This window comes from Bradyrhizobium sp., assembly GCF_030654605.1.
Classification (GTDB): Bacteria; Pseudomonadota; Alphaproteobacteria; order Rhizobiales; family Xanthobacteraceae; genus Bradyrhizobium.
In genome coordinates this window covers 1-16188 of sequence record NZ_JAURXB010000158.1, presented here as the reverse complement: position 1 = coordinate 16188, position 16188 = coordinate 1, and the positions used below count along the sequence as shown (strand labels likewise).

Genomic DNA, 16188 nt, shown 5'->3' with positions numbered 1-16188 from the left:
CTGGTTTCTCAGTAGGAGCGGGGCATGCCGAGCACGTGTTCGGCGACGTAGGACAGAATGAGATTGGTCGAGATCGGCGCCACCTGGTAAAGGCGGGTTTCGCGGAACTTGCGCTCGACGTCATATTCCTCGGCGAATGCAAAACCGCCGAACGTCTGCACGCAGGCGTTGGCCGCTTCCCAGGAGGCATCGGCCGCCAGCATCTTGGCCATGTTGGCCTCGGCGCCGCAATCGAGCCCGGCCTCGTATTTGCGGGTGGCTTCCTTCACCATCAGCTCGGCGGCGCGCATCGCCGCATAGGATTTGGCGATCGGAAACTGGATGCCCTGGTTCTGGCCGATCGGGCGGCCGAACACGACGCGCTCCCGGGCGTAAGCGGTGGCCTTGGCGATGAACCATTTGGCGTCGCCGACGCATTCCGAGGCGATCAGGATGCGTTCGGCATTCATGCCGGACAGGATGTAGCGGAAGCCCTTGCCTTCCTCGCCGATCAGGTTCTCCGCCGGCACCCGCATGTCGGTGAAGAACACTTCCGTGGTGGCGTGGTTCATCATGGTGCGGATCGGGCTGATGGTGAGCCCGTTGCCCTTCGCCGCTTTCATGTCGACGATGAACACCGACAGGCCGTCGGTGCGCTTCTTGGCCTCGTCCTTCGGCGTGGTGCGCGCCAGCAGGATCATCAGGTCGGAATATTCGGCGCGGCTGGTCCAGATCTTCTGGCCGTTGACGATGTAATCGCCATTGCCGTCGCGTTTGGCAAAGGTCTTCAGCGACGAGGTGTCGGTGCCGCTGGTCGGCTCGGTGACGCCGAAGGCCTGCAGCCGCAGTTCGCCGGTGGCGACCTTCGGCAGGTATCTGGCCTTCTGCTCGTCGCTGCCGTGCCGCAGCAGGGTGCCCATGGTGTACATCTGGGCATGGCAGCCGCCGCCGTTGCAGCCGGCGCGCTGGATTTCCTCGAGGATGGCGGCCGCGGCCGACAGCTTCAGGCCGGCGCCGCCATATTCCTCGGGAATCAGGACCGAGAGATAGCCGGCTTCGGTCAGCGCATCGACGAAGGCGGAGGGGTAGGCCATTTCGCGGTCGAGCTTGCGCCAGTATTCGCCGGGAAACTGCGCGCAGAGTTTTGCAACGGCTTCGCGGATGTCGTGGAATTCGTCGGTATCGTGCTGTGTCATTGGCGGGACGGGTCAACCATTTGAGCGGGAAGATCAACCGCGCGCATGGTCGCGGTGGCGAACGCGCAGATGCGTTCCGCGCCCTTGTCTTTAGAGATCACTTCGACCTTTGCAACGCCTATCGTGCCGCCGACCTGCATGGCTTCGGCGCGGGCTATGATTTCCTCGCCGTCCGCGGGCCCGAGGAAATTGATCTTGATCTCCACCGTCACCGCAATGCGCCCTTCGGGGAGGGCGGTTGTGACGGCGGCGCCGGCGGCCTGGTCGGCGAGGCCGGTGATCACGCCGCCGTGGAAATGGCCGAAGAACTGGGTAAGCTCCGGTCGTCTCGACAAGGCCAGCGACACCTTGCCCGGTTCGGCCGCGACGACGCGCATGCCGGATGCGTGCGGAAAACCGCGCATCGCCATGATGCCTGCGAGCTGCTCAATCCGACTGGTTCCGGTCACGGGATGGTTGCTCGGTCAGGACGGCGTCTTCATGCGGGTATGCGTACCGGCAGCGACTCGATGCCCCTGACGAAGCTGGAATAGACCCGCTTCGGCTCGCCGACCACCTCGATCCTGTCGAAGCGCTTCAGCATCTCCTCCCACACGATCTTGAGTTGCAGCTCGGCGAGCCGCATGCCGACGCAGCGGTGGATGCCGAAGCCGAACGACAGGTGGGTGCGGGGCCGGGCGCGATCGATGATGAATTCGTTGGGGTTGTCGATACCCTCCTCGTCGCGGTTGCCGGAGACGTACCACATCACGACGCGGTCGCCCTTCCTGATGTGCTTGCCGCCGATCTCGGTATCGACCAGCGCGGTACGCCGCATATGCGCCAGCGGGGTCTGCCAGCGGATCACTTCCGGCACCATGCTGTCGATCAGCGCCGGGTTGTCGCGCAGCTTCTGATACTGCTCGGGGTGCTCGCTCAGGGCCAGCACCGAGCCGCTCATGGTGTTGCGGGTGGTGTCGTTGCCGCCGACGATCAACAGGACGATATTGCCCATCAGGTTGTCGGGGTCCATGTGCCTGGTGGCGTCGCTGTGCGCCATCATCGAGAGCAGGTCGTTGCGCGGCTCGGAGTTGACGCGCTCGTTCCAGAGATTGGCGAAGTACGCCCGGCATTCGTCCATTTCCTGGCGGCGCTGCTCCGGCGAATTCACGACGCCGCTCTTGGGCAAGGCAGTCGCGACATCCGACCAGCGCGTCAGCTTGCGGCGTTCCTCGAACGGGAAATCGAACAGCGTCGCCAGCATCTGGGTCGTCAGCTCGATCGAAACCCGCTCGACGAAATTGAAGGTCTCGTTGCGCGGCAGATTGTCCAGCACCTTGATGCTGCGGGCGCGGATCAGCTTTGCGAGTTCGTCCAGATGCGTCGGCGTGAACATCGGCGACACGGTCTTGCGTTGCGCCGAATGCTTGGGCTGGTCCATCGCGATGAAGCTCGGCCAGTCATAGCCAACCGGCGCGTCGCGGATATTGATGCCGCCGAATGCCGCGTCTGACGAGAGAATGCCGTGGTTGGTGTCGACATGCATGATGTCGTTGTACTTGGTGACCGACCAATAGGGTTCGATCGGCGAGTTGGTGCAGTAATGCACCGGCTCTTCCTTGCGCAGCCGCTCGAACCAGGGCCACAGCGTATCGTTCTGGAACAGCCGCGGCGCGCCCGGGTGAAAATCCTTCAGTGGCGTGGAATAGGCTTCTTCGCGCGCCAGGCGTTGAAGCTCGGCCTTGTCGGATCTCACTGCTGTCTGGATGTTCATCGTGACCGATCCCAAATGGATGTCGAAGTGTCAGCCGGCAATGCGCACCGGCAGGGTTTCGTAGCCTTTCACGAAGCTGGAATACACCCGCTTGGGCTCGCCGACCACCTCAATATTGTCGAAGCGCTTGAGGATTTCCTCCCAGATGATCTTCAATTGCAGCTCGGCCAGCCGGATTCCGACGCAGCGGTGAATCCCGAAGCCGAAGGAGATGTGGGTGCGCGGCCGCACCCGGTCGATGATGAAGTCGTAGGGGCGATCGATGATCTCGTCGTCGCGGTTGCCCGAGACGTACCACATCACCACCTTGTCGCCCTTCCTGATCTGCTGGCCGCGGAACCCGAAGTCGTCGAGCGCGGTCCGGCGCATATGCGCCAGCGGCGTCTGCCAGCGGATCACTTCCGGCACGAAGCTGTCGATCAGTTCGGGATTGGCGCGCAGCTTGCTGTACTGGTCCGGATTTTTGCTCAAGGCATAGATGCTGCCCGACAGGGTGTTGCGGGTGGTGTCGTTGCCGCCGACGATCAGGAGGATCAAATTGCCGAGGAAGTTCTTCGGGTCCATGTCGCGCGTGGCGTCGCTGTGCGCCATCATCGACAGCAGGTCGCTCTTCGGCGGCTGGTTGACGCGCTCCTTCCAGAGCCTTGCAAAATAGGTCGCGCACTCCAGTAGTTCGACCTGGCGGTCCTCTTCGGTGGCGACCAGGCCGTCGCGGCCGGGAAGCGTGGTGGCGATGTCGGACCACCGCGTCAGCTTGCGGCGGTCCTCCCAGGGAAAGTCGAACAGCACGGCGAGCATCTGCGTGGTCAGTTCGACCGAGACCCGATCGACCCAGTCGAACACCTCGTTCCTGGGCAGGTTGTCGAGGCATTCGGCCGACCGCTTGCGGATGTTGATCGCGAGCTGGTCGAGATGCGTCGGCGTAAACATCGGCGCCACGGTCTTGCGCTGCGCCGAGTGGCGCGGCTGATCCATGGCGATGAAGCTCTCGCGTCGGAAATCAGGCGGGACGTCGCGGATGGTGATGCCGCCGAGCGAGGCCGCCGACGAGAACACCGAATGATTGGTCTCGATGTCCATGATGTCGTTGTATTTGGTCACCGACCAGTACGGCCCGAACATGCTGTCCTTGCAGTAATGCACCGGGGCTTCCCTGCGCAGCCGGTCGAAATACGGCCAGAAGGAATCGGTCCTGAACAATTCGGGCTGGCTGACGTCGATATCGTCGAGCGGCATGGACCAGGCCTTGTCGGCGGCGGCCTTCCGATGGGAATCCACGCCAGGATCGATGGTGCCGTGCATCGGACGTCTCCTCGTTTTCCCCTCCGTGGTTAACTTCCGGAGGGCGTCATTTGGGACGAATTACAGCCCGTTGCGCGCTGCATGGCAAGGGCGAGTTTGGCGCCCTTTGGCTGCGCGAAAGCACCGATCCGGCCAGGCCCTCTTCCCGGCGCTCTAGGCCCGTGACAAGCTCATCCGCAAAGAATAAGGCTGTGCACCACAAGCCGTCATTGACCTGGAGGCCGCCGGACCATGATTCCCAACGCGCAACGGATGTTCAACTTCGATCTCGGCGAAACCGCGGATGCGATTCGCGAAACCGTTCAGTCCTTCTCCAGCAAGGAGGTCGCGCCGCGCGCCGCCGAGATCGACAGGAGCAACGAATTTCCGCGCGACCTGTGGCCAAAAATCGGCGCGCTCGGCCTCCACGGGATCACGGTCGAGGAGGAATATGGCGGAAGCGGGCTCGGCTATCTCGAACACTGCATCGCGGTCGAGGAAATTTCGCGGGCATCGGCGGCGGTCGGCCTGTCCTACGGCGCGCATTCGAACCTCTGCGTCAACCAGATCCGCCGCAACGGCAATGCGGCGCAGAAGCGGAAATATCTGCCGAAGCTGATTTCGGGCGAGCATGTCGGCTCGCTGGCAATGTCGGAGCCGGGCGCCGGCTCCGACGTGGTGTCGATGGCGACCCGCGCCGAGAAGAAGGGCGACCGCTTCGTCATCAACGGCAGCAAGATGTGGATCACCAACGGTCCGGTCGCCGATACGCTGGTGGTCTATGCCAAGACCGACGCCGCGGCGGGTTCGCGCGGCATCACCGCCTTCATCATCGAAAAGGGCATGAAGGGATTTTCCACCGCGCAGAAGCTCGACAAGCTCGGCATGCGCGGCTCCGACACCTGTGAACTGGTGTTCGACAATTGCGAAGTGCCGGAAGAGAACGTGCTCAGCGAGGTCGGACGCGGCGTCACCGTGCTGATGTCCGGCCTCGACTACGAGCGCACCGTCCTTGCGGCAGGTCCCCTCGGCATCATGCAGGCCTGTCTCGACGTGGTGATGCCCTACGTTCACGAGCGCAAGCAGTTCGGCCAGCCGATCGGCACCTTCCAGCTGGTGCAGGGCAAGATCGCCGACATGTACACCACGATGAACGCCTCGCGCGCCTACGTCTACGCGGTGGCAAAGGCCTGCGACCGTGGCGAGACGACGCGAGAGGACGCCGCCGGCGCGATCCTCTACGCCGCGGAGAAGGCGACGCAATGCGCGCTCGATGCGATCCAGCTGCTCGGCGGCAACGGCTATATCAACGACTATCCGACCGGGCGGCTGTTGCGCGACGCCAAGCTCTACGAGATCGGCGCCGGCACCAGCGAGATCCGCCGCATGCTGATCGGACGGGAGCTGTTCGAGAAGTCGGCCTGAGGTGTAGCGAAGGTCTATCAGTCGTCATTGCGAGCGCAGCGAAGCAATCCATTCTTTCTTTTTGTGGCGCGATGGATTGCTTCGCTGCGCTCGCAATGACGGTGGATGGATCTATTCCGCCAGATTGTTCACCTTCTTCACCCACGTTCGTACGTCCACCAGCACTGCGGGTAGCACTTCCTTGACCTCCGCAACCGTCATGCCGGCCTTGATGCGCGGGTCGTAGAGCAGGTTGAGGATGTACTGGTCGTAGATACCGAAGAATCCCATCGAGACGTTATCGTTGAACATGGTCCACGGCACCGAAGCGGTATCGTTGATCGGCCCCAGCGACTGCAGCAATTCCTCATAGGCGCAGTCCATAAAGATGAAGTCGCTGCTGTCGACGGTAAGAATCACGTCGGAGTGCTCGATCTCGAATTTCTCGTTCTTGCGAAAACCGGACAGGCATTGCGGATCGAGCGAGCCTTGAATCTCGCGAGCCCGCTCTCTGCCGTAGAATTTCGTGATGGTGCGATTGAGGTCGCGGTCGCGCACCAGTTTGACCAGCACGTTGGCGGAGTCGCCGGTCCCGACCATGGCGATGTCCAGGTGCTGAACCCGTTTGGCGATGTCGGTGACGATTTTCGCCACCTGCGCCTTGCGGTCGGAACGGTTGCCGTCGGCGAACACGCGCACCGGCGTCTGGTATTTCCGGATGCGGTCGACCCGTCCGGCGAGATGATGCTCGGCGCCGAACGCTGTCTTGAGAAAACCGTCGATGATCTGGCTATCGGTGAAGGCTCTCTTTTCCGCGCGCTGTCGCGATGCGATCGCCGGAATTTCGGCCACCGCAAACGCCGGCCATACCACGGCATCGTACGCGACCGCAGCCAGGGCGATCGCCAGCATCCGCCGGTGGAGAGGTCGGTTCATGGCAACAACGCTGCCGCAATCGGGACGTGCAGGCAATGCACGATCGCGTTGACGTGGTATTCCCGCGAACAGCTTCCCCGCTGCCGCAGCGTCTAGTTCTTCACGATCACCGGGGTGCCGACGGACACGCGGCTATAGAGGTCGGTGACATCTTCATTGGTCATGCGGAAGCAGCCGGAGGATACCGCCTGGCCGATCGTTTCCGGCTCGTTCGAACCATGGATGCGATAGAGCGTCGAGCCCAGATACATCGCCCGTGCGCCCAGCGGATTGTCGACGCCGCCGACCATGTGGCGCGGCAGATCGGGCCGCCGTCGCAGCATCTGCGCGGGCGGCGTCCAGCTCGGCCATTCCTTCTTCGCGGTGATGCGGTGGGTGCCCGACCAGCGGAAGCCGTCGCGGCCGACGCCGATGCCGTAGGCCAGCGCCTGGCCATTGCCCGTCACGAGGTAAAGCCGCCGCTCGGCGGTGTTGATGTAGATGGTGCCGGGGGCATATTGGCCCGAAAAATTGACCGTCTGTCGCCGGATCGGGCTCGAGCCGCCGCCGCGAAAATTGTCGCCGCCGCCCATGATATCGCGCATGTCGAACAGGCCCTGGGCCCGGGCAGGGCCGACCTCGGCCAGCAAGGTCAGCGCCGCAAACAGCAAAGCAAAAGCCCGGGTCATATTGTTCCTCGTCCAAATCGGTTTCACCGCGAGACAGGCCACAACTGGGGCGAATTCGCAAGCAACGAGCCTGTGAGCGGGCGATTTTCGCCTACTGACGTTACCGAAATAACACCGCGGCGCCAGGTGATGGCAGCAATGTCCGTGGACCCTTTGACGAAACGCGCGTGGAATGATTGATCTTCAAGCAGATATTCCAGAAAAGAAGCGAACGGGAGCAGAACGAATGAATGGTGCGGAAAGCCTGGTGCGGACGCTGGTCGCGGGCGGCGTGGACGTCTGCTTCGCCAATCCCGGCACCTCGGAGATGCATTTTGTCGCGGCCCTCGACCGGGTCGAAGGCATGCGCTGCGTCCTCGGCCTGTTCGAAGGCGTGGTGACGGGCGCGGCCGACGGTTACTTCCGCATGAAAGGCTCGCCGGCATCGACGCTGCTGCATCTCGGGCCCGGCCTCGCCAACGGTCTCGCCAACCTGCACAACGCCAAGAAAGCCAATTCCGGCGTCGTCAACATCGTCGGCCAGCATGCGACCTACCACATCGAATACAATGCGCCGCTGACCTCGGATATCGAGGGCCTGGCGCGGCCGATGTCGTCCTGGGTGCGCACCTCGCCTGACGCGAAATCGGTCGCCCGTGACGGCGCTGCCGCCATTGCCGCCGCCAGGGGCGCGATGGGCGCGCCGCCGCAGATCGCGACCCTGATCCTGCCCGCCGACACCGCGTGGAACGAGGCCGACGGCGTGGCGCAGGTGCCCGTGGAGGAGCAGCGCCAGAGCTATTCCCCTGGGGCCGTCGAGCACGCGGCCAAAGTGCTGCGCGGCGGCGAACAGACCTTGCTGCTGATCACAGGCAGTGCCGTCACCGAGAAGGGGCTGGCGCTGGCGGCCCAGATCGCCGGCAAGACCGGCTGCAAGGTGATGGGCCCGCTGGCCAGTCCGAGGATGGCGCGCGGGCGCGGGCGATTTTCGATCGAGCGGGTGCCTTACGTGATCGAACTGGCGCAGGCGGCGCTGAAGGGTTTTCGCCACATCGTGCTGGTCGAGGCCAACGATCCCGTGGCGTTCTTCGCCTATCCGAACAAGCCGAGCCTGCTGAAGCCCGAGGGCTGCGAGGTCCATCGCATGACCGAAAGCGGCGAGAACTCGGTGGCGGCCCTGGAGGCGCTGGCCTCGGCGCTGGGCGCCAAGCCGGCGGATGTGAAGCCGCAGGCCACGGTCGAATTGATAAAACCGACCGGCGCCTTGAACCATATGTCGATCGCCCAGGCGATCGCGATGGCGGTTCCCGAAAACGCCATCATGGTCGACGAATCCGTCACGACCGGGCGCGGGTTCTTCCCGCTGACGGCGGGCGCCGCCCCGCACGACTGGATCCAGAATCTGGGCGGTTCCATCGGATATTCGACGCCGGTGGCGACCGGGGCCGCGATCGCCTGTCCGGACCGCAAGGTGATCTGCATGGTCGGCGACGGCAGCGCGATGTACACGCTGCAATCGCTGTGGACCCAGGCCCGCGAGGGTCTCAATGTTCTGACCATTGTGTTCGCCAACCGGATCTACCAGATCCTGCGCGGCGAGTTCGACGGCGTCGGCGCCGGCGAGCCGGGCCAGCGCGCTCTGGATATGCTGAAGATCGATCGCCCCGCGCTCGACTGGGTCGCGCTCGCCAGGGGCATGGGCGTTCCCGGCCGTGCCGTCACCACGGCCGACGAGTTCAACAAGGCGTTGGCGGAAGGCATCGCCGAGCGGGGGCCGCGGCTGATCGAAGTGCAGATCTAGAGGAGGGTCGCCGCGCTCCTGCGTCGGCTGCCGAACTCGTCACGCCCGGGCTTTGACCCGGGCCTCCACGCCTTCACATGGCGTTGCTGCGAGAAAGACGTGGATGGCCGGGGCGAAGCCCGGCCATGACCATGCAACCAACTATTTTCATAATGTTTGAGAGAGTCTGAAAAGGCTCGAAGCATTTCCGGTCAGGCGCTAAGCTGTTCCCTTCGGAGGCCACATGCAGACCGAGCTGAACAAGGTTGTAACGGCGCTGCAGGAATTCTACGCCCGCGAGACCTTTTTGTTCGAGAAGGATCTCGGCGAGCGTACGCTGACGCACCGGCTCGCGGTCTATCTCGAAAGGCAGTTTTCGGGATGGGAGGTCGATTGCGATTACAACCGGCTCGGCGAACGCAGGCTGCGGCTGCCGCATGGAACGATCGTCTCGACCGACGACGAACTCGGCAAGTCGGTTTACCCCGACATCGTCGTGCACCAGCGCGAGATTCCCAACAACCTGCTCGCGGTCGAGGTGCGCAAGGCTTCCAATCACCAGCCGCCGGAACACGACCGGCACAAGCTGCAGGCATTGACCGATCCGCATCTTTGGTTCGCCTACGCGATCGGGGTCTATCTCGTGCTGGGCAGGAAGAGCGTCGTCGGCGAAGTCTATGTCGGCGGCGTGATCGATCAGGCGCAGTCGGTGTGGCTGGCCGGGCGATTGAAGGATGCCGGATTGGCATGAGCGCCGCGGCAGTTGCCGGGAAGTGCTGGCGGTGTTTGCCGGGCGCCGTGCTGGTAGATGTTCCCGCGCTTCCGTGGTCGATCAGCGATGCCGGTTGCCGCAACGAACGGATCCCGCCGGCGCGCCGCTCAAGCTGCCTTGGTCCCACGAGGTGTTATTGTCCTCTTTGGGCAGCTTCCTTTTTCATGATCGCAACATATCGGTCGGTCTGGTTGGCAATCATTTTCCAGCTGCGGGTCAGGCTGGTCAGGATGGTGGCTTCGGCCCCGCTCTGCGACAGCAGCATGAGACGATGGCATTCGTCAGCCTGGGCTCGGCAGCGGTCTGCATGGTCCATGGTTACGCCTTTGCTCGCGCTTGAACCGGGAGATGTCTATTTCAACGGCACGCGCCGTCTGCCCGAAAGCAGGCTTACGAGGGAACTTGGATGCAACAGGTCCGCCGCACATGACGTCACTCGCCGACGCCGCGCCGATCCGGGCGATCCTGTTCGACAAGGACGGCACCCTCGTCGACTTCCAGCGCAGCTTCGGTCCGGCGGTCCACGAGGCCATGCTGCATCTCGCGGGCGGCGATCGCGCCGCCTACCATCGTCTCGCGGAGGTCAGCCGTTTTGTCGAAGCCGACCGGCGCTTTATGCCGGATTCTCCGCTGATCGCCGAGCCCACCGGCGTCTATGGCGCGCTTTGGGCTGCGGCGCTCGGGCGGCCCGCGAATGCCGCGTTCTTTGCCGAGATCGACCGGCTGCTGGGCGATGCGACCACCCGGCATCTGGCAGCGATCGGCGATCCCAGGGCGCTGCTGACGATACTCGCCGCCCGGGGCTATCGGCTCGGATTGCTCACCAATGACGCCGAAATGACCGCACGCGCTCACCTGCGCAAGCTCGGGCTGGATGACGTTCTGGAGTTCGTTGCGGGATATGATTCCGGCTTCGGCGCCAAGCCGGACGCCGGGCCGGTTGTCGCCTTCGCGCGGGCGGTCGGCGTGCCTGTTTCGGAAACCGCCGTCGTCGGCGATTCGCTGCTCGACCTCGCCGCCGCCCGCGCCGCGGGCGCTATCGCCATCGGGGTGCTGACCGGCCCCGCGTCATCCGCGGTGCTGGCGCCGCACGCCGATGCGCTGCTCGATTCGCCGGCCGAATTGCCCGCGTGGCTCGACCGTCGTTGAGCATCATTCGAATCACGGCTGCGCAGGGCGAAGCGCGGCTGATGCGCCGCTCGCGACATCGTGGAGGGTCGCGACAACGATGCTGTGGTCCGACAGGCCGTCCGAGGGGAAAACGGAAATCCTGACGTCCAGCGCGATGGACGAGCAGAAAAAATCGATCGGTGGCCGGCCATACTCCTCGGCGAAAGTCCCCCGGTCGCTCGAATGGAAATAGGGCAACGCCTCCTTGATCGCCACGAGATCGCTGCTCGACGGGCCTGCGTTGAAATCACCGCACAGGATCACCGGCCCCTGCTTGGCCAGCGGCCGCAGCATGCCGGCGATCTTTCCGGCCTGCGACCGCCGCATCGCGGACAATTCCCAATCGCCGGCAGTGGCGAGATGGGTATTGCCGATGAACACCGGCCGCTCCAGCGGAAGCGCCGCGACCTGCAGGATGCGCGGCTCATTCTCGACATGGACGACCGAACCGGTACCCGGCGGACCCAGCTGGAACATGGCCGTTCGCGACAACGGAATTCTGGATGCGATCGAGAGTCCGAAATATTGTCCGGTTCCGTGGTACACCTCTGCGGGCATCAGGGCCGGCGCGAAATACCAGCAATAGCCGGATGCGCTTCCTTGCCCGTGACCGAACAACACCGGCAGGCCGACCGCCGGATCGACCGCAACCTCCTGCAACGCACATACATCGACGTCCAGTTCCGCGAGCTTTGCCGCCACCGCATCGTAGTTCCTGTTCGACGCAATATTCCAGGTGGCTATTCGGAGGGTCTTCCTGCTCACGGCGGCTCCAGATCGGCTGACAGGCGAATGGCCTGCTGAGTGCGGGTGAAGTCACGCTGCGCGAGCGGATCCTGTTCCCGACCCCACCACGCCAGCACACGGGCGCAGGGCGCAAGAGCCAGGCGCGGCGCGCCCACGCAAATTTTCGCCGAACGGCTGGGTGCTCGATGATCCGATCCCGCTGCACCTGCCGTGTTGCAGCGCAAGAGACGTCTCGCGGTCGGGCGGGATGCGTCGCTGGCCCGGGGAACCCGCGGCCGACGTCGCCGTTATTTCGCTTGAACGGTTCGTTCCGTTTGAACCTTGGGCCGCTGGCGCAGACGTAACCACCAGAGGCAAACCCCAGGAGGCGTTGATGACCCACTGGCACGATACGATGGTGGACAGGCCGGAGACCGATGGTGCGGTTTACGCGACGGGCTGGACGATTTCCGGTCTGGCTGTGCTCGGCACCGTCATTGCGGTCTGGATTCTCGGAATTTGATAGCGGCGACGTGGTTGCGCCGAGCTCCGCTCCGGGGCCGCGTCCGGTCGAACGCGCGCTATCTCTGCACCATCCGCTTGCCGCCGGTTGCGAGCATCCCCAGCCTGCGGCCGGTCAAGAGGCCGAGAACCACCAGCAGGCACCAGACCGGAATCAGGAACAGGGTCAGGATGCCGGCTTCGTCCGGCTCGGTCTGCAGCAGCCATTTGACCACGCCGACCGGCGCAAACAGCCCGATCGCGCCTCCGGTCAGGCTGATAATCCAGACGATCAGCTTCTGAGGGGTCATCGGCACAATCCGGAGATCTCGGTTCGCGGAAGCTGATCGGCATCCAAGCAAACAGGAGTGTCATGGTGGACGCACAAGGGATCGAACCTTGGACCTCTCCCGTGTGAAGGGAACGCTCTCCCGCTGAGCTATGCGTCCGGGATTGTCGTGTAGAATCAAAGGCCGGCAAACCGGCGTCGGATCGGAACAACCACGCCGTCAGAGCCCGCGATTTACGAAGGGCGGGGTACCGGTGTCAAGCTGTCAGGTCGAATCCGAGCGGGAATGATCAGCCCGGCTGGCGTGCGCGGGAGGCGTGGGACTGCAGCGCCCGGATCCGATCGGCCAGCGTGCCGCCGCCTTCGGAGACGCCTGTATTGGTGCTGGCGCCATTGGCGGGTTTCGCGGCCCTCGGCGGCGGCGCCGGTTCCGCGGCCAGCATGGCCTCGATCGGCGAGTTCGGGCCTTCGAGCTGCATCGCGAGTTTTGCCACTTCGGCGGCGATATCGTTGATGCGCTCGCGCAGCAGCGCATTTTCCATGCGCTCGGTCGCCCATGAACTCTCGGCCTGCTGCTGGATCGCGTTGATGTCGCGCTGCAGCTTGGCGCGTTCGTCGCGCGCGATGCGGAGCTGCTCCTCGACCGCGGCTTTCTCGGCCTTCAGCTTTTCCAGCGCCGGCCCCCTGCCGCTGTTGGCGGCGGCGAGTTCGCCCTGCAGCGCCGTCGCGGTGGCCTCGGCGGTTTCCTTGGCCTGGCGCAGCTGGTTGTTCTCGAAATCGCGCTCGGCCAGCAGCTTGCCCTGGGTGGCGAGCCGCGCTTCCAGATCGTTGACGCGGTTGCCGAGCATTTCGGCTTCCTTGACCTGCAGGATCAGCTGGCGGTCGAGATCGGTGACGCGCTGGCTCAGATTTTCGACCCGGCTGCGCGCCTCGAGGAGTTCGCGCGTCGCCTTCTCGAAATCGCTGCGTTCCTGTTCGAGCCGGATTTGCGTCGCGGAAAAATCCTGTTCGGCTTCGCCGACGCGGCTTCGGAGGGCGTCGACCTGGGCGCGCACCGTCACCAGTTCGATCTGACGGGTGTCGGCCGTCATCGAACGGTCAGACAGTTCGGCGTTGAGTTTCACCAGCTCGAGCTGCTTGTCCTTGAGCGCCTGCTCGGCGTCGCGCAGCGATTCGGTCTTGGCGGTGAATTCCTCTTCGGTCGCCCGCAGCTGCTCCTTGACCGCCTTTTCTCGCGCCTCCAGTGAAAAGATCGTGGCGTTCTTCTCGCCAAGCTCGAGTTTCATGCGGTTGATCGCATCGGATTTCTTGCCGAGTTCGGCAAGCTGGCTGGTGGTCTTGTTCTTGAGCTGGTCGACGCTCATCTCGAGCCGCCGCGCCGACATCGCGAATTCCGCGCGCAGCTGGTCCTTGTCGGCCTGGATCTCGGCCATCGACAGCGGCGTCGCCGCTTCCAGCCGCCGGGTCGTCAGCCGCACCGCGCGGCTATGCACCAGCGGCACGATCATCAGCCCGAACAGCATCGAGACCAGAAAACCGATCGCCAGATACATGATCGGTTCGATCATGAGGGTACCCCTGAGAGAAAAACCGGAAAAAAACGATCTCTCACAATGCCATGGGGCACAGGGTAAACGCCAGCCTAATGCCGCGTTAACGTGAATCCGTAACCAGAACGGCCGACGCAAAGCGAATGTGGGCGGATGTGGGCGTCAGAACGGGTTCCATGTCGCCCGCGGGGTATATTTCAGATACCCGATATTGGCGCCAAGCCGCAGGCCGATACCGGAGCGGATCGGCACCAGCACGATGTTATTGGCGGTCAGCGCGGTCATGCCGAAGCCGCCGATGATGTAGGCGGAGCCGTCGATACCACCAAAGCGCTGATAGATCGCGTTGGTCGCAGGCAGGTTGTAGACCAGCGTCATGGTGCGCGCGCCGTCGCCGCCCCAGTCGAAGCCGACCGACGGTCCCTGCCAGTAGACCTTCAGGTCGCCGGCGTTCTTGGTATAGAGCGTGCCTTCGCCGTATCTCAGGCCCGCGACGAAGGCGCCCGAGCCTTCCTCGCCGAGAACATAGCCGTTCGGCAGGCCCCATTGGCTCACCGCGCGCTCGATCACGGAAGCAAGCCCGCGCGAAACGTTGCCGAAGAACTTGTGGCCGGCGTTGACCAGTTCGTCCGGCCCATAGGTGCTGGGCGTGGGCTGCCGCTGCGGCGCCGGCAATTGCGGCGGCGGCGCCTGCTGTGGCTGTGGCTGCTGCTGCGCGGAAGCGGGCACGGTCCAGCACATCAGCGCGGCGAGCGTCACCGCGGCAAGGCGTGATGCGAAAATCATAAAAGAACCCCTGGGTATCGTATCCCGGCCGCCGCCTTAACCTGATGCCAACAGGCACGGCTTTAGGTTGCGTCCAGTGTCCCCCGACTCGGATGTTATCGGCACCAACTATGACGGCAGAACGGCAGGAAATAAATGGCAGCGGCCCCGGAACGGGCCTTCGCCCCGGAATAGCCTTGATCGGCTTGCTGGCCGTCCTGGCCCTCCTTCCTTCGGCGGCCGTGGCCCAGACCACCGAGCGGGTGATCGTGAACCGGTACAGCGGTCTCGCCATCGAGGGATATGACCCCGTGGCCTATTTCGTCGATGCCCGTGCCGAACCGGGCCGGCCGGAGTTCGAGGCGTCGCAGGCTGGAGCGGTCTGGCGTTTCCGCAACGAGGGCAATCGCGCTTCGTTCGTCGCCCATCCCGAGATCTACGGCCCTCAGTTCGGCGGCTACGATCCGGTCGATCTGGCCCGCGGCATCACCTATGGCGGCACCCCCCGGTTATGGCTGGTGGTGGGGCAGCGGCTTTATCTGTTCGGCCGGGAGCAACACCGGGACGCCTTTGCCGCCGATCCGGCGGGCATCCTGCGCGAGGCCAGGGCGCGCTGGCCGGCGCTGGAACGGGGTCTGGCAAGGTAATTGCGCACCTGAGGTCTGGTCCTTCGGACCATCCCGGAATGACGATCTCAGACCGCCGCCGCGGGGTCGCCCCAGGCGATGAATTCCGGCACGATGAAGCCTTGCCGCCCGCTGCCGAATTGCAGGGCCGCGCCCCGGCTATCGGTGATCTTGCCGCCGGCCGCGGTGACGACGGCGTGGCCCGCGGCGATATCCCATTCGCTGGTCGGGGCGAGGCGGGGATAGATGTCTGCCCCGCCTTCCGCCACCCGGCCCAGTTTCACCGCCGAGCCCAGCATCTGGCGAACCGCGCCGGGCCTCGCCGCAATAAAGCCTTCCGTCCTGCTGTCGCCATGCGAGCGGCTGACGGCAACGATCCAGGGGGCGCCGGGGGCAGGATGCTTGCGGGTTCGGATCGGTTCGGCCGCTCCCGGCGACGTACCGTCGACGGCCAGCCGCTCCGCTCCGCGGCCGACGATGCCACGCCAGATCAATCCGAGCGCCGGCGCACCGATGATGCCGAGTAGCGGCGTACCGTTGGTCACGAGCGCGAGATTGACCGTGAATTCATTGCGGCCGGCGACAAATTCCTTGGTGCCGTCCAGCGGATCGATCAGGAAGAAACTGCCGTCATAGGGCGGTTTTCCCAGATGGACGCGCTCCTCCGACAGCGCCGGTATGTCTGGCGCCAGTCTTGCCAGCCCTTCGCCGATGATTCGGTCGGCGGCGAGATCCGCCTCCGTTACCGGCGATCCGTCGAGCTTGCCGTCGATCTTCATCGCGGAACGGTTGACAGCGAGAATGGCGGCGCCG

Annotated in this window: 18 protein-coding genes and 1 tRNA gene; 6 read left to right on the top strand and 13 right to left on the bottom strand. The window is 64.3% G+C overall.

The features are described from left to right. Positions 1–8: 8 nt before the first annotated feature. From Q7U29_RS15055 to Q7U29_RS15040, 4 genes are read right to left on the bottom strand one after another with little or no spacing between them, the layout of a single operon-like run. Entirely contained in the window at positions 9–1175 is a 1167-nt protein-coding gene (locus tag Q7U29_RS15055) for an acyl-CoA dehydrogenase family protein (RefSeq protein ID WP_304742743.1), read from the bottom strand. Beyond that, complete coding sequence (locus tag Q7U29_RS15050) at positions 1172–1624, bottom strand: PaaI family thioesterase (protein WP_304742741.1); 453 nt, start codon at positions 1622–1624, stop codon at positions 1172–1174. The genes Q7U29_RS15055 and Q7U29_RS15050 overlap by 4 nt, the downstream gene beginning before the upstream one ends. A 29-nt stretch (positions 1625–1653) precedes the next feature. Further along, the gene (locus Q7U29_RS15045) at positions 1654–2928 is read right to left on the bottom strand and encodes a cytochrome P450 (RefSeq protein ID WP_304742739.1); all 1275 of its coding nucleotides are present in this window, start codon (positions 2926–2928) and stop codon (positions 1654–1656) included. A 30-nt stretch (positions 2929–2958) separates the two neighbouring features. Then, the gene (locus tag Q7U29_RS15040) at positions 2959–4230 is read right to left on the bottom strand and encodes a cytochrome P450 (protein WP_304742737.1); all 1272 of its coding nucleotides are present in this window, start codon (positions 4228–4230) and stop codon (positions 2959–2961) included. A gap of 231 nt (positions 4231–4461) precedes the next feature. Between Q7U29_RS15040 and Q7U29_RS15035 the strand changes: the two genes are divergently transcribed. Continuing rightward, positions 4462–5634, top strand: coding sequence for an isovaleryl-CoA dehydrogenase (locus Q7U29_RS15035; RefSeq protein ID WP_304742735.1), 1173 nt, complete (start codon positions 4462–4464; stop codon positions 5632–5634). Positions 5635–5745: 111 nt separating this feature from the next. Here Q7U29_RS15035 and Q7U29_RS15030 read toward each other — a convergent pair whose 3' ends face one another. Together Q7U29_RS15030 and Q7U29_RS15025 are read right to left on the bottom strand one after the other, a co-directional pair. Beyond that, complete coding sequence (locus Q7U29_RS15030) at positions 5746–6549, bottom strand: DUF2927 domain-containing protein (RefSeq protein ID WP_370691765.1); 804 nt, start codon at positions 6547–6549, stop codon at positions 5746–5748. A 92-nt stretch (positions 6550–6641) separates the two neighbouring features. Beyond that, the gene (locus tag Q7U29_RS15025; RefSeq protein WP_304742733.1) at positions 6642–7217 is read right to left on the bottom strand and encodes a L,D-transpeptidase; all 576 of its coding nucleotides are present in this window, start codon (positions 7215–7217) and stop codon (positions 6642–6644) included. Between the two features lie 226 nt (positions 7218–7443). On the opposite strand from Q7U29_RS15025, the gene Q7U29_RS15020 reads away from it, so the two are divergent. Both Q7U29_RS15020 and Q7U29_RS15015 read left to right on the top strand, forming a co-directional pair. Beyond that, positions 7444–8997: an acetolactate synthase large subunit gene (locus Q7U29_RS15020; protein WP_304742731.1), complete on the top strand. Its 1554-nt coding sequence runs from the start codon at positions 7444–7446 to the stop codon at positions 8995–8997. A gap of 223 nt (positions 8998–9220) precedes the next feature. Next, positions 9221–9727: a hypothetical protein gene (locus tag Q7U29_RS15015; protein ID WP_304742729.1), complete on the top strand. Its 507-nt coding sequence runs from the start codon at positions 9221–9223 to the stop codon at positions 9725–9727. A 154-nt stretch (positions 9728–9881) separates the two neighbouring features. On the opposite strand, the gene Q7U29_RS15010 is transcribed toward Q7U29_RS15015, so the two are convergent. Next, positions 9882–10064 (bottom strand): hypothetical protein, encoded by a 183-nt coding sequence (locus Q7U29_RS15010; protein ID WP_304742727.1) that lies wholly within the window; start codon positions 10062–10064, stop codon positions 9882–9884. A 110-nt stretch (positions 10065–10174) separates the two neighbouring features. Here Q7U29_RS15010 and Q7U29_RS15005 point away from each other — a divergent pair, with 110 nt between their 5' ends. After that, positions 10175–10897, top strand: coding sequence for an HAD family hydrolase (locus Q7U29_RS15005; RefSeq protein ID WP_304742725.1), 723 nt, complete (start codon positions 10175–10177; stop codon positions 10895–10897). A gap of 12 nt (positions 10898–10909) precedes the next feature. Here the strand turns inward: Q7U29_RS15005 and Q7U29_RS15000 are convergent, their stop codons facing one another. Continuing rightward, on the bottom strand, positions 10910–11683 hold the full coding sequence (locus Q7U29_RS15000; protein ID WP_304742723.1) for an endonuclease/exonuclease/phosphatase family protein: 774 nt from the start codon (positions 11681–11683) through the stop codon (positions 10910–10912). Positions 11684–12038: 355 nt separating this feature from the next. Here Q7U29_RS15000 and Q7U29_RS14995 point away from each other — a divergent pair, with 355 nt between their 5' ends. Continuing rightward, a complete protein-coding gene (locus Q7U29_RS14995) occupies positions 12039–12167 on the top strand; it encodes a hypothetical protein (protein WP_304742721.1) in 129 nt (42 codons plus the stop codon). Between the two features lie 58 nt (positions 12168–12225). Here the strand turns inward: Q7U29_RS14995 and Q7U29_RS14990 are convergent, their stop codons facing one another. The 4 genes from Q7U29_RS14990 to Q7U29_RS14975 all read right to left on the bottom strand — a co-directional run bounded on the left by Q7U29_RS14990 (position 12226) and on the right by Q7U29_RS14975 (position 14770). Further along, positions 12226–12456 (bottom strand): hypothetical protein, encoded by a 231-nt coding sequence (locus tag Q7U29_RS14990; protein WP_304742720.1) that lies wholly within the window; start codon positions 12454–12456, stop codon positions 12226–12228. 63 nt (positions 12457–12519) lie between these two features. Further along, a tRNA-Val gene (locus Q7U29_RS14985) sits at positions 12520–12594 on the bottom strand. Positions 12595–12724: 130 nt separating this feature from the next. Continuing rightward, on the bottom strand, positions 12725–14002 hold the full coding sequence (locus tag Q7U29_RS14980) for a hypothetical protein (protein WP_304742719.1): 1278 nt from the start codon (positions 14000–14002) through the stop codon (positions 12725–12727). A 144-nt stretch (positions 14003–14146) separates the two neighbouring features. After that, positions 14147–14770: a DUF1134 domain-containing protein gene (locus Q7U29_RS14975; protein ID WP_304742717.1), complete on the bottom strand. Its 624-nt coding sequence runs from the start codon at positions 14768–14770 to the stop codon at positions 14147–14149. Between the two features lie 110 nt (positions 14771–14880). Between Q7U29_RS14975 and Q7U29_RS14970 the strand changes: the two genes are divergently transcribed. Then, positions 14881–15396 (top strand): YHS domain-containing (seleno)protein, encoded by a 516-nt coding sequence (locus Q7U29_RS14970; protein WP_304742715.1) that lies wholly within the window; start codon positions 14881–14883, stop codon positions 15394–15396. A 47-nt stretch (positions 15397–15443) separates the two neighbouring features. Here the strand turns inward: Q7U29_RS14970 and Q7U29_RS14965 are convergent. After that, positions 15444–16188 (bottom strand): 3'(2'),5'-bisphosphate nucleotidase CysQ (locus Q7U29_RS14965; protein ID WP_304742714.1); only part of this gene is annotated, 745 nt, incomplete at its 5' end.

What these genes read in the sequence shown, in the direction of transcription:
- Q7U29_RS14970 (WP_304742715.1), top strand. Translation starts at nt 14,881, where the DNA reads ATGACGGCAGAACGGCAGGAAATAAATGGCAGCGGCCCCGGAACGGGC.
- Q7U29_RS15020 (WP_304742731.1), top strand. Translation starts at nt 7,444, where the DNA reads ATGAATGGTGCGGAAAGCCTGGTGCGGACGCTGGTCGCGGGCGGCGTG.
- Q7U29_RS15025 (WP_304742733.1), bottom strand. Translation starts at nt 7,217, where the DNA reads ATGACCCGGGCTTTTGCTTTGCTGTTTGCGGCGCTGACCTTGCTGGCC.
- Q7U29_RS15005 (WP_304742725.1), top strand. Translation starts at nt 10,175, where the DNA reads ATGACGTCACTCGCCGACGCCGCGCCGATCCGGGCGATCCTGTTCGAC.
- Q7U29_RS15045 (WP_304742739.1), bottom strand. Translation starts at nt 2,928, where the DNA reads ATGAACATCCAGACAGCAGTGAGATCCGACAAGGCCGAGCTTCAACGC.
- Q7U29_RS15055 (WP_304742743.1), bottom strand. Translation starts at nt 1,175, where the DNA reads ATGACACAGCACGATACCGACGAATTCCACGACATCCGCGAAGCCGTT.
- Q7U29_RS14980 (WP_304742719.1), bottom strand. Translation starts at nt 14,002, where the DNA reads ATGATCGAACCGATCATGTATCTGGCGATCGGTTTTCTGGTCTCGATG.
- Q7U29_RS15035 (WP_304742735.1), top strand. Translation starts at nt 4,462, where the DNA reads ATGATTCCCAACGCGCAACGGATGTTCAACTTCGATCTCGGCGAAACC.
- Q7U29_RS15040 (WP_304742737.1), bottom strand. Translation starts at nt 4,230, where the DNA reads ATGCACGGCACCATCGATCCTGGCGTGGATTCCCATCGGAAGGCCGCC.
- Q7U29_RS14995 (WP_304742721.1), top strand. Translation starts at nt 12,039, where the DNA reads ATGACCCACTGGCACGATACGATGGTGGACAGGCCGGAGACCGATGGT.
- Q7U29_RS14975 (WP_304742717.1), bottom strand. Translation starts at nt 14,770, where the DNA reads ATGATTTTCGCATCACGCCTTGCCGCGGTGACGCTCGCCGCGCTGATG.
- Q7U29_RS15010 (WP_304742727.1), bottom strand. Translation starts at nt 10,064, where the DNA reads ATGGACCATGCAGACCGCTGCCGAGCCCAGGCTGACGAATGCCATCGT.
- Q7U29_RS14990 (WP_304742720.1), bottom strand. Translation starts at nt 12,456, where the DNA reads ATGACCCCTCAGAAGCTGATCGTCTGGATTATCAGCCTGACCGGAGGC.
- Q7U29_RS15015 (WP_304742729.1), top strand. Translation starts at nt 9,221, where the DNA reads ATGCAGACCGAGCTGAACAAGGTTGTAACGGCGCTGCAGGAATTCTAC.
- Q7U29_RS15030 (WP_370691765.1), bottom strand. Translation starts at nt 6,549, where the DNA reads ATGAACCGACCTCTCCACCGGCGGATGCTGGCGATCGCCCTGGCTGCG.